Below are 14,796 nucleotides of genomic sequence, written 5' to 3'. Positions count from 1 at the left end.
GTTAGGTGGGAGTTAACTGCCCGTAAAAGCCCGATTGGTGAAGGCTAATACTCAGAGGGGGATAGCCCCTCTGAGTAAAGTTTCACTTTATAAGACATCTATTCGTTATTGTATACAAAAGATAGGGATAAGAAAATGATAAAATTTTACCTAATTACAACATAATGCTTACGATAATTGCGGATAAAATGCTAACGAGAGTAGCTCCATATAGTAATTTAAGGCCAAACCTCGCAACAACGTTTCCTTGTTCTTCGTTTAGTCCTTTTACCGCACCTGAAATAATACCAATGGAAGAAAAATTGGCAAAAGACACAAGGAAAACAGAAATAATCCCAACTGTACGGGGAGAAAGGCTATTAGAAATTTTACTAAGGTCCATCATTGCGACAAATTCATTCGTTACAAGCTTCGTTGCCATAATGCTGCCAGCTGCGACAATTTCAGAACTTGGTACACCGATAAGGAATGCGATAGGTGCAAATACATAGCCGATTAATTGTTGGAACGTAATACCGAATATAATGAGGAACAGGTCATTAATACAACTAATTAATGCGACAAATCCGATGAGCATAGCGCCGACAACAATGGCTACACGAAAACCATCAAGAATGTATTCTCCAAGCATTTCAAAAAAGCTTTGTTTTTCACCTTTGATTTCTAAAATATCTTCGTCATCTTTAACGTCGTAAGGGTTAATGATGAGTACGATAATAAAACCGCTAAATAAATTGAGAACGAGTGCAGTTACTACATATTTAGGTTCAATCATTGTCATATAGGCACCTACGATAGACATAGATACGGTTGACATAGCAGAGGCACAAAGTGTATAAAGACGGTGTTTTGGAATTTGAGCTAATTGCTTTTTCACTGTAATAAAAACTTCTGATTGACCGACAATGGCAGAGGCAATAGCATTGTAAGATTCTAATTTCCCAAGACCATTTATTTTACTAAGAAAGTACCCGATCCAATGAATAAAAAATGGTAGTATTTTGAAATGTTGTAATATACCAATTAAAACAGAAATAAAGACGATTGGTAATAATACAGTAAGGAAAAATGGCATTTCACCTTTATTTGCAATACCACCAAATACGAAATTTATTCCATCAGCAGCATACTCGAGTAGCTTTGTAAACAGACTGGAAATGACACGAATAAGTATGAGACCGATTTCTGTATTTAATAATAGGTAGGTTAAAATTAACTGTATAATAAGCATGATGAAAATTGGTTTAAACTTAATATGTTTCTTATTGTTGCTAGCAATATAAGCGAGTAAGAAAACAACAATTAGTCCGACGAAAAAAGTAATGAATTTCATGATAAGCCCCCTAAAAGAGATATTCTGCTATATATGTTTTTCATTTCAAGGGAGAATATGCATCTTTGGTAAAGAAAGGAATAGAGAGAGTATGAATATATGTAGAGTGCATCACGTTGCAATTATTTGTTCGAATTATGAGAGGTCAAAGAATTTTTATACTAGAATATTAGGGTTTAAAGAGATAAATGAAGTATATAGAAAGGAACGAGATTCTTATAAATTAGATTTATGTGTAGGAGAAGAGTATCAAATCGAATTATTTTCATTTCCAAATCCGCCTGAGCGCAAAAGTTTTCCAGAAGCAGCCGGTCTTAGACATTTAGCATTTGCTGTTACAAATATAGAAGAAGCTGTGAAGCATTTAAACCAATGTGGTGTTAAGACAGAACCAATCCGTATTGATGAAATAACGGGGAAGAAATTCGTCTTTTTCCAAGACCCTGATGGTTTACCTTTAGAATTGTATGAGGTTTGAAAATTGGTGGATTTTATATAGAGTTGCTTTCCAATAATTGAAGAAACTAAAGTGAAACTTCTTTTTAAAAGGAGGTGTAACTTTAGCTAAGAGAGCTAAAGAGCATATGTGGATATTTTAAAATTATTGATGGTAGTCATTCTTATTGGGTTAACAGCATTTTTTGTGGCTGTTGAATTTGCAATTATTAAGGTACGTAGCAGTCGTATTGATCAACTCGTTAGTGAAAAAAGACGAGGTGCACTGGCAGCTAAAAAGGTAACTTCAAATTTAGACGAGTATTTATCGGCCTGTCAGCTAGGTATTACAATTACTGCTTTAGGGCTCGGGTGGTTAGGGGAACCAACTATTAAACATTTACTCGAGCCGTTGTTTTTAAAATTACAATTCTCACCTGCAATTTCCAGTACAGTTTCATTTATTATTGCCTTTGCAGTAATTACATTTTTACATGTTGTCATTGGGGAACTTGCTCCAAAGACATTTGCTATACAAAAAGCAGAACAAGTTAGCTTATTGTTATCGAAACCACTTATTTATTTTTACCGAGTTATGTACCCGTTTATTTGGGCTTTAAATGGTTCAGCGAGGGTTGTAACTGGTTTATTCGGATTACATCCAGCTTCTGAACATGAAGTAGCTCATTCAGAAGAAGAATTAAGGTTAATCTTATCTGAGAGCTATGAGAGCGGAGAGATTAACCAAAGGGAATTTAAATATGTAAATAATATTTTTGAATTTGATAATAGAGTAGCAAAAGAAATTATGGTACCTCGTACGGAAGTTGTAGGCTTATATGAGGACGAACCATTTGAAACACATATTAAAGTCATCGCACAAGAAAAGTACACGAGATATCCTGTATTTGGTGAAGATAAAGATGAAATTATTGGGATGGTAAATGTAAAAGATTTATTTATTCGTTATATGGATGGTAATCGGGACGAGGAGTGCTCAATTATGCCATATACAAGGCCAGTTATTGAAGTGCTAGAAAATATTCCAATTCATGATTTACTGTTACAAATGCAAAGAAAACACATTCCATTAGCTGTATTATATGATGAATATGGTGGTACAGCAGGGATTGTTACACTAGAAGATATTTTAGAAGAAATTGTTGGAGAAATTCGAGATGAATACGATGAAGATGAGAATCCACCTATAGAGCATGTAAGTGAAGGATATAAAATCGTAGAGGGAAAAGTGCTTATTAGTGAAGTAAATGATTTGCTTGGCATACATTTAATTGCTGATGATGTAGATACAATTGGTGGCTGGATTATGGTACAAAAACAAATCGTTGCTGAAGGAGATGTTATTGAGAAACACGGTTTTTATTTTAAAGTCCTTGAAAAGGATATGCATCAAATTAAACGAGTGGAAATAAGGAAAGTAGAAGAATGATTTTCTATAAACTTTAATAAAAAGGATATACAGAAAAATAAATGTTTGCGCTTTCAAAAAAGGTGCTATATAGTGAAGGTGGATACTGAAAAATTCTTCTGAATGATACTCGTGTTTTTAGAGGGCGGATTTTTTGGATAAGGATTTAGAATGAAAAAGTATAGGTGATAAAAATGATAGCAACGAAGGATATACGTATAGAAAAAGATTTTTTAGGTAAAAAAGAAGTACCAAGTGCAGCTTATTATGGTGTACAAACATTACGTGCCGTAGAAAACTTCCCAATTACAGGATACCGCATTCATCCATCACTCATTACAGCAATGGCAATTGTGAAAAAAGCAGCGGCACTTGCGAATATAGATACTGGTTACTTAGCTAAAGACATTGGACATGAAATTGCAGAAGCAGCGCAAGAAATTGTTGATGGAAAGTTTCATGATCAATTTATCGTGGATCCTATTCAAGGCGGAGCCGGAACTTCTATTAATATGAATACAAATGAAGTAATTGCGAATAGAGCGTTAGAGCGTATGGGATATGAAAAAGGGGAATATGCGAAAATTAGCCCAAACACTCATGTGAACATGGCCCAATCAACGAACGATGCGTTTCCAACAGGGATTCATATTGCAACTCTTATGATGTTAGAAGAGCTTCTTATTACAATGGAAGAACTTCATTCTGCTTTTCGTAAAAAAGCAAAAGAGTTTGATCACGTTATTAAAATGGGACGCACACATTTACAAGATGCAGTTCCAATTCGCCTTGGACAAGAATTTGAAGCGTATAGCCGAGTGCTTGAGCGTGATATAAAAAGAATTAAACAGTCTCGTCAACATTTATATGAAGTGAATATGGGGGCGACAGCTGTTGGTACAGGATTAAATGCAAATCCTACGTATATTGAACAAGTGGTAAAACATTTAAGAACGTTTAGTGGATTCCCACTTGTTGGTGCAGAGCATTTAGTTGATGCAACGCAAAATACAGATGCATACACAGAAGTATCTGCAGCGCTTAAAGTATGTATGATGAACATGTCTAAAATTGCAAACGATCTTCGTATTATGGCGTCTGGTCCACGTGTTGGGTTAGCTGAAATTCAATTGCCAGCACGTCAGCCAGGTTCATCCATTATGCCAGGAAAAGTAAATCCAGTTATGGCAGAAGTAATTAACCAAGTCGCATTCCAAGTAATCGGAAACGATCATACAATTTGCTTAGCATCAGAAGCAGGACAATTAGAGTTAAACGTAATGGAGCCTGTGCTTGTATTTAATTTAATTCAATCTATAAGCATTATGAATAATGGATTCCGTGTATTCCGTGAATATTGTATTGAAGGAATTACAGCAAATGAAGAATTGCTGAAGCAATATGTTGAGAAAAGTGTTGGAATTATTACAGCAGTTAATCCTCATATTGGTTATGAAGCAGCATCTCGTATTGCACGTGAAGCAATTGAAACAGGAAAATCTGTTAGGGAGTTATGTTTAGAACATGGTGTACTGACAGAAGAGGAATTGGATATTATTTTAGATCCATTCGAAATGACTCATCCTGAAATTGCTGGAGCTTCTTTATTAAAAAATAAAAAAATATAATGTGAAAAACACCGATCCATTTGGATCGGTGTTTTATTTTTAAAAGATATTAAACACAGCGTTTAATTGAAGTAAGCTAATAACAGCTAAGAAGATTAAACTGTATTTCATTGCTGTTTTAAATAGAGCAGATTCTTTACCAACTAGTCCAACTGCGGCACAAGCAACTGCTACAGATTGTGGTGAAACCATTTTTGCCATTGTACCACCTACCACGTTTAAGGCAACGAGTGTAGAAGGAACGATGTTTAATTGGTCTGCTGTTACTGCTTGAAGTGGTGCGAATAAAGAACCACTTGAAACTACTGAACCTGTAATGAATACGCCAATCCATCCTAAGATTGGAGAAAGAATTGGGAATGCATTACCAGTAGATGAGAATGCAAGTCCAAGTGTAGATGACATACCAGAGTAGTTCTCTACGTAAGCTAAAGCGATAACGCTACAAATTGTATATACTGGAGCTTTTAATTCTTTCATTGTTTCAATCATTAATTCTTTAACCATTTTACCTTTTACGCGGTAAACGATAAGTGAAACGATAATTGCTAGTACAATCGCAGTAGTTGTAGAAGAAAATACATCAAATTTGAAAACAGCTGCGAAAGGTGTATCAGCTTTTGTAATTGGTGTAGTTTTCATAACAGCATTATGAAGACCAGGGAACTGAATGTTAAATACTAAGTTTGCTAACGCACCATCTGGAGCAAATAAAGCTTTAATTGGTTTTAAATTAAAGATTGTTACAAATGCAGTTAAGAATACGAATGGAGACCAAGCATATAAAATTTGATTGAATGTATGTGATACTTTAGTTTCTTGTTTTTCTTCTTTAGTAGAAGATTTTGGTTGCCAAACACGTAAGAATAATGCAAGAGCAATCATACTTACAACGGCTGCGAAAATATTAGTAAGTTCTGCACCTAAGAAGTAAGTTACAGCGAATTGAGTAATAGCGAAAGAAACACCACTTACAAGAATACCTTGCCAAGTTTCTTTAATACCTTTAACTCCATCGACCATTGAAACAAGTAAGAAAGGTAAGATAATACTAATGAAAGGTAAAATAAGAACAGTTTGACGACCAATAGTTAATGCGTCAAGTTCAGTTAATTGTGCCGGTACTGTAACTGGAATACCCATAGCACCCATAGCACCACCAGCAATATTAGCTACTAAACAAATACCTGCTGCTTTTAATGGATTAAAGCCCATACCCACAAGTAGTGCAGCTGTAATAGCAACTGGAACCCCTAGACCAGCTGCGCCTTCTAAGAAAGCACCGAAAGAATAAGCAATTAATAATACTTGTAAACGTTGATCATTTGTAATGCTTGAAATACTATCGCGAATAATATTGAACTGCTCTGTTTTAACAGTTAATTTGTAAAGGAAAATTGCGGCGATAACGATAGTACAAATTGGATAAAATCCAGATAAAACACCGAATCCAGCAGATGCTACAGCTACTGTTGCTGGCATTTTATAAACAAATATTGCAAGAATAATAGCGACAATCACACTGTAAAGACCAGCGATATAACTTTTCATTTTCAGTCCCATTAAACAAATGATGAAGCAGAAAATTGGAAGTGCTGCGATTAGTGCAGATAACCAAATATTGTTTAATGGATCATAAATTTGTGTCCAAGTACTCATAATAATGACAACTCCTATCTATTATATGTGAAGAAATTCACATTATTTGTGAAACTATTCACAATCAACTTACATGCTTAGTATATTCTCCTTCAACACTATTGTCAACGTAAAAAAGTATAATTATTCCATAATAGTGTTAAAAGAAAAGCTTTGTTCATAAAGTAGACAAAAAACACACTCAAATGAATTTAAGTGTGCTGTATAAATTATTTGCATATTATTTTGCTTATTCAGATGGCATGTTCCCTATAGGTGTATATTAGATGCCGTCTCTTATCCCGCATTAACGGGCAGTAAGACCCACACCTCAAAATTCAGCGGAAGCAAAGAAGTTAGGTGGGGATCGGGCTGCCAGTAAACGCCCGGTTGGTGAGGGCTGATAATCAGTGGGGATGAACAAAAACCCTACTGATTAAAGTTTGATATATGCACTTATCTGTCCTGTTTGATTTAGTGAGAGAGGAACGGTGAGTGGATTTAATAGGAAGTTTTTCACAACAATTCAACCGCTTGCAATACGAATAAAAAATAAGAAACAAATTTTTAATACCATATCATCTCTTTTTACTGAAAATTCCTTTTAGCGTAACAAAGAGGTTAAGTATAGTTCAACTACATTACGATAGGTTATCAATTATAGACGATATTTTACAATACCGTTACTGTGCATTTCAATGAGGTGAAAATATAACAAAAAGCCTGATAAAACAACGTTTGTAAGCAAAGTATTCGTAGGCCATTATTTTGCTTTTTCGTTATATCATATAGTATAATATTCAAAATCAGCAAGGATTTTTTCCTGAATTTTTGCTGATGAAGATGGAAAAAATTTTCGGCTTTATAGGTTGATAAAGTTATGTCGTAACAGGAAATATAAGAACAGATATATAAATAAATAAAAAGAACATAAAAACGCAAATAAAAACGAAAATGAGGGGAACTTTATGAACCAAAATCAATTCGAATGTCGTATTTCAGAAGAAGATGTACAAATGTTAAGAGCGTTAGCTCACCCACTTCGTCTACGTCTAGTAATGGAACTTATGCAAAGAGGAACATGTAATGTAACACAACTACAGGAAGTGTTAGAAATTCCGCAATCAACGGTTTCACAACATTTAACGAAGTTAAAGCAAAATAAAGTAGTGCGCTTTGAAAGACGAGGATTAGAAGTGTATTATCAAATCCATAATGATAAAGTAAGTGCGGTAGTAAAAACATTATTTTCTTAAAATTTGAATATTATGGAAAAAGACGTGTAGAATATACGTCTTTTTTTATTTGTCAGAAAGGTAGCGAGAGAGTAAATATTAGCATGTGAGGTAGAAATGACTATTAATCAATATGCTGCCTTACCGAATATATTCTAAAAGGAAAAGAAAAAATAGAAAGGAGTGTAGTAAGCAAAAGGAGGGATAGTAGTATGGATGTGAAACGTGTGAAACAAATCTTATCTTCTTCAAGTAGAATTGACGTTACATATGAGGGCGTACCAGTATGGATTGAGAGCTGTGATGAGCAGAAGGGGAGTGCTCAAGTGTATGATGTATCTAATCCTGGTGAGAGCGTTCATGTGGACGTGACAGCTTTAGAGGAGAAATAATAAAAAAGACGCTTCTAATTTTAGAAGCGTCTTTTTGTTATTCCATCATATGTGCAATTTTCTTAGAGAACATAAGAAGTACTAATCCCAGTACAATTACGATAATACCGATGCTTGCGAATACTTCTAAATATCCTAAAGATTGAGTGAAAGCGGCTAATTGTCCTGCTAATAAGTTTGCGAAGCCAGTACCAGCTAACCATACACCCATTAATAATGATGCTAGTTTAACAGGAGCGATTGCACTTACCATAGATAATCCGATTGGTGATAAGAATAACTCACCGATTGTGTGGAACATGTAAGTGAATACAATGAATAGTAAGTTTGCTTTCATTGTAATGTTACCTTCATCGCTACCAGTTTTTAAAACAGCTAAAGTTAGAACTAAATATCCAATCCCTAGTAAAATCATACCTAATGCCATTTTTGTTGGGATTTTCAAATCACCATTTTTTGTTTTTGAAAGCTTAATCCATAACGCAGAAACAGGTAATGCTAGTAAGATAATGAATAGTGGGTTTACAGATTGGAACCAAGGTGTTGGAATTGTAAATCCACCAATTGTACGATCTACGAACTTATCTGTGTAAAGTGTTAAAGAGCTACCAGCTTGTTCAAATCCTGCCCAGAAGAATACAACGAAACAAGTTAAAATTAAAATTGCAACAGTACGTTTTTTCTCTTGTGGTGTTAAAGGTTTTTTCTCAACAGCTTTTGCATTTTGTTCTTTAGATTTTTTACCCACAACTGTTGTTCCAGCTGATCCTAAGTAACGAGGTGCTAATAAGTTAAATGCAATTTGTCCAATAATCATACCGATACAAGCTGTTAAGAAACCGTATCTATAATCTGCGAAGTAACCGCAAATGAATGGAGCGATAAGAGCTCCTAAGTTAATCCCCATGTAGAAGATAGTGAAGGCACTATCACGACGAGAATCGTTGTCACTATATAATTGACCTAATAAAGTCGAAATATTCGGTTTGAAGAATCCGTTACCGATAACTAATAATCCTAATCCTAAAAATAGTCCAGTTTTCGTATTCATTGAAAATAGTACGAAGTTACCAATTGCCATGATGATACCACCAATAGTAATGGCATGTCGCTTCGTAATGAAATGGTCAGTTAACCAACCACCAATAATAGGTGTGAAATATACAAGCATTGTGAAAATACCGTAAATTTGAACTGCAACTGCTTTATCAAATCCTAAACCGCCGCTTACTAAGCTCGTTGTTAAATAAAGAACTAATAAGCCACGCATTCCGTAATAACTAAATCTTTCCCATGCCTCTGTAAAGAACAACAAGTATAACCCTGGTGGATGTTTTTTTGGTGATTGTTGCTCTCCAGCTTTGTCTAATTTTAAAGCTGCATCCATGTTTGTTTCCCCCTAATCCTGTATAACGGATATTTATGTAATCATTTTAATTTACAAAATATTTAGAAGTCAATAGAATTATATGGAAATAGAAAGAAAATTTCTGAAAAAGTTCTATTTTTCTTCGACCGTTACTGTATTTTGCCCTGAAAACAAGATGATAAGCGTTTTCAAATGTAATAATTGAATTCTAAAAGAAAATAAAATAGTGATTAATCAGAAAATTTAGATTAAAATATTTATTCTGATATAAAGAAAATATATTCTATTTACTTTCTCAATATAACATATTGGGAATAAAAATACAAAACGAAATAATGTGACATTTAAGTGAATTGAAAAATAACCAGCTCCATAGAAGGGAGCTGGTTAAGGAAATATTATTTAACAAAGCGTTTTTCGATGTCATCTAATAGTAGGTTAGCGGCCATTACGCCACCAGCTGTATTCCAAATAACGTCATCAACTTTGTATGCTTTACCATTTTTTACTGCATTTAAATTTTTAAATAGCGGATCATTAATATATTCTTTTTCTAATTCAGATCCTTTTTTCTCATTTCCTTTATCGAATGTGAAGTAGAATAATACGTCACCATCCATTGCAGAAATACGCTCTTTAGATACGTTACGCTCTGCAAAATCATCTTTGTTTTGATCTCCAGGACGTTTAAATCCAAGTTCTTTTAAAATAACACCAGAGAATGTATCACCATGATAAATACGAACATCACCAGGCATGAAACGAACCATAGAGATTTCTTGATTTACTTTATCGCCAAGTTTGCCTTTTAAATCTTTCATACGTGATTCGTAATCAGCTACAACTTTTTGACCTTCTTTTTCTTTATTTAATGCTTTTGCATAAAATTTGAAGTTATCTTTCCATTCACCACGTAATGTTTCTGAGAACACAGTAGGTGCAATTGCTTTTAGTTGTTCGTACACTTTTTCGTGACGCATTTTGTTACCGATAATTAAGTCTGGTTTTAAAGAAGCAATTGTTTCAACGTTAACTTGTCCTTCATCACCAACAACTTTTACATCTTTCATTTTATCCTTAATATGTGGATACCATGGGTCACCAGTCCAAGACTTTACAGCACCAACTGGTTTCACACCTAATTCAAGTAAAGCTTCAGTTCCTTCATTTGTTAAGATAACTACACGTTTTGGATTAGCAGGAACTTCTGTTTTACCCATTGCATGTTCTACAGTAACCACTTCTTTTTTATTATCTTCTTTTGTAGATTCTTCTTTGTTACTTGATTTTCCACAAGCGTTTAAAAGCATTGAAAATGCTAGTAAAAATACAAATACTGTAAACGATTTCTTCCGCATGAAATTCATTATGTACCCCCTACATGTTGAGAATATTTTTCAATAGCAAGCATGATATTAAGCCTTTATCTTTTAATTGTCAATATATATGGGTGAAAATAATTCTCATTTCCGTTGACAATAAGAATTAAGTTGAAATACACTAACAACGTATCATTATACATTGAAGGGGAAACGCTGCATGTTATTAAAAACAAATCGAGCAAAAGGGATTGGATTATTTGTTGGAATCATTGCAGTCGTTATTTGTATTTGGGGAAGTATTATTTTCGGATATACAAATACGAGTTGGAAACTAGCATTGGATGCTTTTTTCCATTTTAACGGTTCCAATGAACATATTATTATTCAAAATGTACGTCTGCCTAGGGCGTTAATTGCAGCTAGTGTTGGTGCTAGTTTAGCCATTGCTGGTTGTCTTATGCAAACTTTAACTAAGAATCCACTTGCTTCTCCAGATTTTATTGGATTAAATTCAGGTGCTGCGTTCTTCATAGTTGTAGCAATTGTAATCTTTTCAGTAACATCATTATCAGCTTTCACATGGATCGCCTTTTTAGGAGCGGCGGTTGCAGCTGTACTTGTATTTGCTTCTAGTTCTTTAGGAAAAGAAGGGACTACTCCTCTTAAGTTAACGTTAGCAGGGGTCGCAATTAGTGCGTTATTTTCATCATTAACACAAGGATTACTTGTGTTAAATGAAAAAGCACTTGAAGAGGTATTATTTTGGCTTGCTGGATCTGTGCAAGGGCGAAAGTTAGAAATTTTACAATCTGTATTCCCATATTTATTAATAGGATGGATTGCATCTCTTATTATGGCAGGAAAAGTAAATACATTGATGATGGGAGAAGACGTCGCGAAAGGACTTGGACAACGAACAATTTTAATGAAATCATTCGTGTTACTTATTATTGTACTGTTGTCTGGTGGTTCAGTTGCGGTTGCTGGCCCAATTGGATTTATTGGGATTATTACTCCGCATTTTGCTAGATTTCTTGTTGGAGTTGACCACAGATGGAGAGTGCCTTATAGCGGATTGTTAGGTGCAATACTACTAATATTGGCTGATATAGCAGCAAGATATGTCATTATGCCACAAGAAGTACCAGTAGGAGTTATGACAGCATTTATTGGAGCACCGTTCTTTATTTATATTGCACGTAAGAGAGGGCTTAGCAAATGAAGAAATATATTCCGTTTCGTATAGGAAAAGGCGAGCTCTCGTTTTTAATGTATAAACGAGCTTGTCTCGTCTTGTTAAGTTTACTACTTGTTTTAATAGGATTATTCTTTGCGAGCGCAGGTATGGGAGACATGAAAATTGCTCCTTATGACGTATGGCAAGCAATTACCGGAAATGGCGATGCGATGTCAAACATGGTTGTAAATAAGTTTCGTATGCCGCGTATTTTAATTGCTATCCTCGTAGGAATTGCGCTCGCGGTAGCGGGCTGTATTTTACAAGGGCTTGTTCGAAATCCACTTGCTTCTCCTGATATCATCGGGATTACGGGCGGGGCAAGTGTTGCAGTTGTATTATTTTTAGCGCTATTTAGTGATAAAAATAATGCACTAACGGTAAGTATTCATTATATGCCGCTCGCAGCTTTTGCAGGAGCAACGATTGTAGCGGTTTTTGTATACTTATTTGCATGGCAAAATGATGGATTATCACCAATTAGCCTCGTTTTAATTGGTGTTGGATTCTGGGCATTAACGAAGGCTGCGACAACATTATTTATGTTGCTAGCACCAATTTATCAAGCGAGCCAAGCAAATGTATGGATTACGGGTACCGTTTATGGCTCTTCTTGGCAAAATGTTATGGTACTTGCGCCTTGGGTTCTCATTTTAACAGTAATATCATTTATCGCAGCTAGGCATTTAAATGCACAAGAGCTAGGGGATGATATAGCGGTAGGACTTGGGGTTCCTTTAACGAAGTCGCGTGTATTTATGCTATTACTTAGTACAGCTTTAATTGGTGGTGCGGTAGCTTTTGCCGGAGGGATTGGATTTGTCGGTTTAATGGCACCTCATATTTCACGAAGATTGGTTGGTTCTTTATACGGTGCATTACTCCCAGTTGCAGCTATTGTCGGTGCAATTCTAGTACTTGCTGCAGATTTAATAGGGCGTACAATTTTCACGCCACTTGAAATTCCAGCAGGGGTATTTACATCAGCAATTGGTGCACCTTATTTTATTTATTTACTTTATAAAAGTCGGAATTCATAAAGGGAGATGAATATGCAAAAAGCATTGGAGACGAAACGCTTGACGTTGTCTTATGGTGAAACAAGTATTATTGATGAGTTGAATTTAGAAATTCCAAAAGGCGAAATTACAATCTTTATCGGCTCTAACGGTTGCGGGAAATCAACTTTATTACGTTCACTAGCTAGATTATTAAAACCAACAACTGGTGATATTTTGTTAGATAATCAAGCCATTCAAAGTATGCAAACGAAGCAAATCGCTCGTCAAATGGCGATTTTACCGCAAGGACCACAAGCACCAGAAGGACTTACAGTATTACAACTTGTAAAGCAAGGGCGTTATCCATACCAAACATGGCTGAAGCAATGGTCAGAAAAAGACGAGGAAATGGTACAGAAAGCACTTGCAGCGACAGGTATGACAGAATTTGCTGAGCGTGATGTGCATGCTCTTTCAGGTGGGCAACGTCAACGTGCTTGGATCGCAATGACACTTGCACAAGATACAGATATCATTTTACTGGATGAGCCCACTACATACTTAGATATGACTCACCAAATTGAAGTGCTGGATTTATTATTCGAATTAAATGAAACAGAACAAAGAACAATTGTTATGGTATTACATGATCTAAATTTAGCATGCCGCTATGCAGATAACATTGTAGCAATTCAAGATAAACAAATATATGCACAAGGTAAACCTGAAGAAGTGGTAGATGAGAAACTAGTACGTGATGTATTCCGAATGGAGTGTCAAATTAGTACGGATCCGTTGTTTGGAACACCGCTTTGTATCCCGCATGGAAGAGGAAGACGTGTAGTTAAAGAAGTTGCTCAGGCGATAAGATAAAAAAACGATGAGTGATTCATCGTTTTTTTTTTTATTTGGTACAAGAAAATAAGAGGAAGAGAGGAATTCGTAAGCGACGTTTATACTCTTCTTCATTTTGAAAATAGATTGGATTTGGTGTAGCTTCTTTTAATGATGTAATGGTAAATCCAGCTTGCTGTAATAATGTGAAATACTCTTCCGTTGTACGATGATATTTAATAACTTCTTGGTCAATCCATGGTTCAACCCGTTTGCCTAGTTTAAAATAATCATCGACGAGCCAACTCGTTCTTTTACCACTTGTTTGTAAGCTTTCAAATGAAGAAGTAATAACGGGATGTTGAACGCTAAAGGTAAAGGTGCCATTTGTTTTTAAAGTTTGAAACACATTTTGAAAAATGGTATCAAGATGTTCAATATAATGTAAGGCGAGTCTAGATGTTACTAAATCAAAAGTGGAAGAGGGATAGGTATAATCTTTGAGGTTTAAAAAATGAACAGATCCATTTTTATTTTCTAGTTGATTTTTAGCTTTTTCATACATAAGTTCGGAGCCTTCAATGCCAGTGTAAGAGTAGCATCCCTTTTCTAATAATTCCGCACCAAACTTAGCGTCACCACAGCCTAAATCGAGAATTTGTTTTCCTTGCACATGACCAATGAGCTGAAAGAATACTGGTTTTTCAATGGATTCATTTGGGCTATTTTCTCGGTATCTTCGTTTCATATATTGTTCGAAAAATGCTGTGTTATTGTATACATCAGATTCTGTAAATGCCATGTTTGAAACCTCCCAAAATACTTTTTTAATTCTATCAAATATGAAAAGTAAATGATAGATTTATTATAATGAATCATATATAATCTAAAATTGTAAGCGGTTACTTTAAACTATTTTTCTATAATAAATTCTGAAAACGTG

Annotated in this window: 13 protein-coding genes; 8 read left to right on the top strand and 5 right to left on the bottom strand. The window is 35.0% G+C overall.

The features are described 5' to 3' along the window. Positions 1–154 precede the first annotated feature (154 nt). A complete protein-coding gene (locus ASE54_RS31205) occupies positions 155–1,333 on the bottom strand; it encodes a nucleoside transporter C-terminal domain-containing protein (RefSeq protein ID WP_000668872.1) in 1,179 nt (392 codons plus the stop codon). 91 nt (positions 1,334–1,424) lie between these two features. Between ASE54_RS31205 and ASE54_RS31200 the strand changes: the two genes are divergently transcribed. The 3 genes from ASE54_RS31200 to aspA all read left to right on the top strand — a co-directional run bounded on the left by ASE54_RS31200 (position 1,425) and on the right by aspA (position 4,825). Further along, positions 1,425–1,811 (top strand): VOC family protein, encoded by a 387-nt coding sequence (locus ASE54_RS31200; protein WP_001017673.1) that lies wholly within the window; start codon positions 1,425–1,427, stop codon positions 1,809–1,811. 108 nt (positions 1,812–1,919) lie between these two features. Then, complete coding sequence (locus ASE54_RS31195) at positions 1,920–3,218, top strand: hemolysin family protein (RefSeq protein ID WP_000353320.1); 1,299 nt, start codon at positions 1,920–1,922, stop codon at positions 3,216–3,218. Between the two features lie 173 nt (positions 3,219–3,391). Continuing rightward, positions 3,392–4,825: an aspartate ammonia-lyase gene (aspA, locus tag ASE54_RS31190; protein WP_000562171.1), complete on the top strand. Its 1,434-nt coding sequence runs from the start codon at positions 3,392–3,394 to the stop codon at positions 4,823–4,825. A 39-nt stretch (positions 4,826–4,864) separates the two neighbouring features. Here aspA and ASE54_RS31185 read toward each other — a convergent pair whose 3' ends face one another. Continuing rightward, on the bottom strand, positions 4,865–6,484 hold the full coding sequence (locus ASE54_RS31185) for a lactate permease LctP family transporter (protein ID WP_000109120.1): 1,620 nt from the start codon (positions 6,482–6,484) through the stop codon (positions 4,865–4,867). A gap of 947 nt (positions 6,485–7,431) precedes the next feature. On the opposite strand from ASE54_RS31185, the gene ASE54_RS31180 reads away from it, so the two are divergent. Both ASE54_RS31180 and ASE54_RS31175 read left to right on the top strand, forming a co-directional pair. Further along, on the top strand, positions 7,432–7,719 hold the full coding sequence (locus tag ASE54_RS31180; protein ID WP_001075219.1) for a metalloregulator ArsR/SmtB family transcription factor: 288 nt from the start codon (positions 7,432–7,434) through the stop codon (positions 7,717–7,719). A 191-nt stretch (positions 7,720–7,910) separates the two neighbouring features. Further along, entirely contained in the window at positions 7,911–8,090 is a 180-nt protein-coding gene (locus tag ASE54_RS31175) for an acid-soluble spore protein H (RefSeq protein ID WP_000382679.1), read from the top strand. 37 nt (positions 8,091–8,127) lie between these two features. Here the strand turns inward: ASE54_RS31175 and ASE54_RS31170 are convergent, their stop codons facing one another. After that, the gene (locus tag ASE54_RS31170) at positions 8,128–9,477 is read right to left on the bottom strand and encodes a peptide MFS transporter (protein ID WP_000338303.1); all 1,350 of its coding nucleotides are present in this window, start codon (positions 9,475–9,477) and stop codon (positions 8,128–8,130) included. A 380-nt stretch (positions 9,478–9,857) separates the two neighbouring features. After that, positions 9,858–10,826 (bottom strand): iron-siderophore ABC transporter substrate-binding protein, encoded by a 969-nt coding sequence (locus ASE54_RS31165; protein ID WP_001010267.1) that lies wholly within the window; start codon positions 10,824–10,826, stop codon positions 9,858–9,860. Positions 10,827–10,998: 172 nt separating this feature from the next. Here ASE54_RS31165 and ASE54_RS31160 point away from each other — a divergent pair, with 172 nt between their 5' ends. Genes ASE54_RS31160 through ASE54_RS31150 form a run of 3 tightly spaced genes read left to right on the top strand, consistent with a single transcriptional unit; the run spans position 10,999 to position 13,892 of the window. Beyond that, positions 10,999–12,003, top strand: coding sequence for an iron ABC transporter permease (locus ASE54_RS31160; protein WP_000925213.1), 1,005 nt, complete (start codon positions 10,999–11,001; stop codon positions 12,001–12,003). Further along, entirely contained in the window at positions 12,000–13,058 is a 1,059-nt protein-coding gene (locus ASE54_RS31155) for an iron ABC transporter permease (protein WP_000760052.1), read from the top strand. The genes ASE54_RS31160 and ASE54_RS31155 overlap by 4 nt, the downstream gene beginning before the upstream one ends. Before the next feature lie 12 nt (positions 13,059–13,070). Beyond that, entirely contained in the window at positions 13,071–13,892 is an 822-nt protein-coding gene (locus ASE54_RS31150) for an ABC transporter ATP-binding protein (RefSeq protein ID WP_001167972.1), read from the top strand. A 31-nt stretch (positions 13,893–13,923) separates the two neighbouring features. Here ASE54_RS31150 and ASE54_RS31145 read toward each other — a convergent pair whose 3' ends face one another. Next, the gene (locus ASE54_RS31145; protein WP_000885973.1) at positions 13,924–14,655 is read right to left on the bottom strand and encodes a class I SAM-dependent methyltransferase; all 732 of its coding nucleotides are present in this window, start codon (positions 14,653–14,655) and stop codon (positions 13,924–13,926) included. Between the last annotated feature and the right edge of the window lie 141 nt (positions 14,656–14,796).

Source organism: Bacillus sp. Root131 (assembly GCF_001429475.1).
Taxonomy (GTDB): Bacteria; Bacillota; Bacilli; order Bacillales; family Bacillaceae_G; genus Bacillus_A; species Bacillus_A thuringiensis_S.
Note: the sequence above shows the minus strand (reverse complement) of the source record. Positions and strands in the feature narration are given on the sequence as shown.

Bases quoted from the DNA above. Each gene is read 5' to 3' on its own strand.
- ASE54_RS31205 (WP_000668872.1), bottom strand. From the start codon at position 1,333: ATGAAATTCATTACTTTTTTCGTCGGACTAATTGTTGTTTTCTTACTC.
- ASE54_RS31200 (WP_001017673.1), top strand. From the start codon at position 1,425: ATGAATATATGTAGAGTGCATCACGTTGCAATTATTTGTTCGAATTAT.
- aspA (WP_000562171.1), top strand. From the start codon at position 3,392: ATGATAGCAACGAAGGATATACGTATAGAAAAAGATTTTTTAGGTAAA.
- ASE54_RS31185 (WP_000109120.1), bottom strand. From the start codon at position 6,484: ATGAGTACTTGGACACAAATTTATGATCCATTAAACAATATTTGGTTA.
- ASE54_RS31180 (WP_001075219.1), top strand. From the start codon at position 7,432: ATGAACCAAAATCAATTCGAATGTCGTATTTCAGAAGAAGATGTACAA.
- ASE54_RS31175 (WP_000382679.1), top strand. From the start codon at position 7,911: ATGGATGTGAAACGTGTGAAACAAATCTTATCTTCTTCAAGTAGAATT.
- ASE54_RS31170 (WP_000338303.1), bottom strand. From the start codon at position 9,477: ATGGATGCAGCTTTAAAATTAGACAAAGCTGGAGAGCAACAATCACCA.
- ASE54_RS31165 (WP_001010267.1), bottom strand. From the start codon at position 10,826: ATGAATTTCATGCGGAAGAAATCGTTTACAGTATTTGTATTTTTACTA.
- ASE54_RS31160 (WP_000925213.1), top strand. From the start codon at position 10,999: ATGTTATTAAAAACAAATCGAGCAAAAGGGATTGGATTATTTGTTGGA.
- ASE54_RS31155 (WP_000760052.1), top strand. From the start codon at position 12,000: ATGAAGAAATATATTCCGTTTCGTATAGGAAAAGGCGAGCTCTCGTTT.
- ASE54_RS31150 (WP_001167972.1), top strand. From the start codon at position 13,071: ATGCAAAAAGCATTGGAGACGAAACGCTTGACGTTGTCTTATGGTGAA.
- ASE54_RS31145 (WP_000885973.1), bottom strand. From the start codon at position 14,655: ATGGCATTTACAGAATCTGATGTATACAATAACACAGCATTTTTCGAA.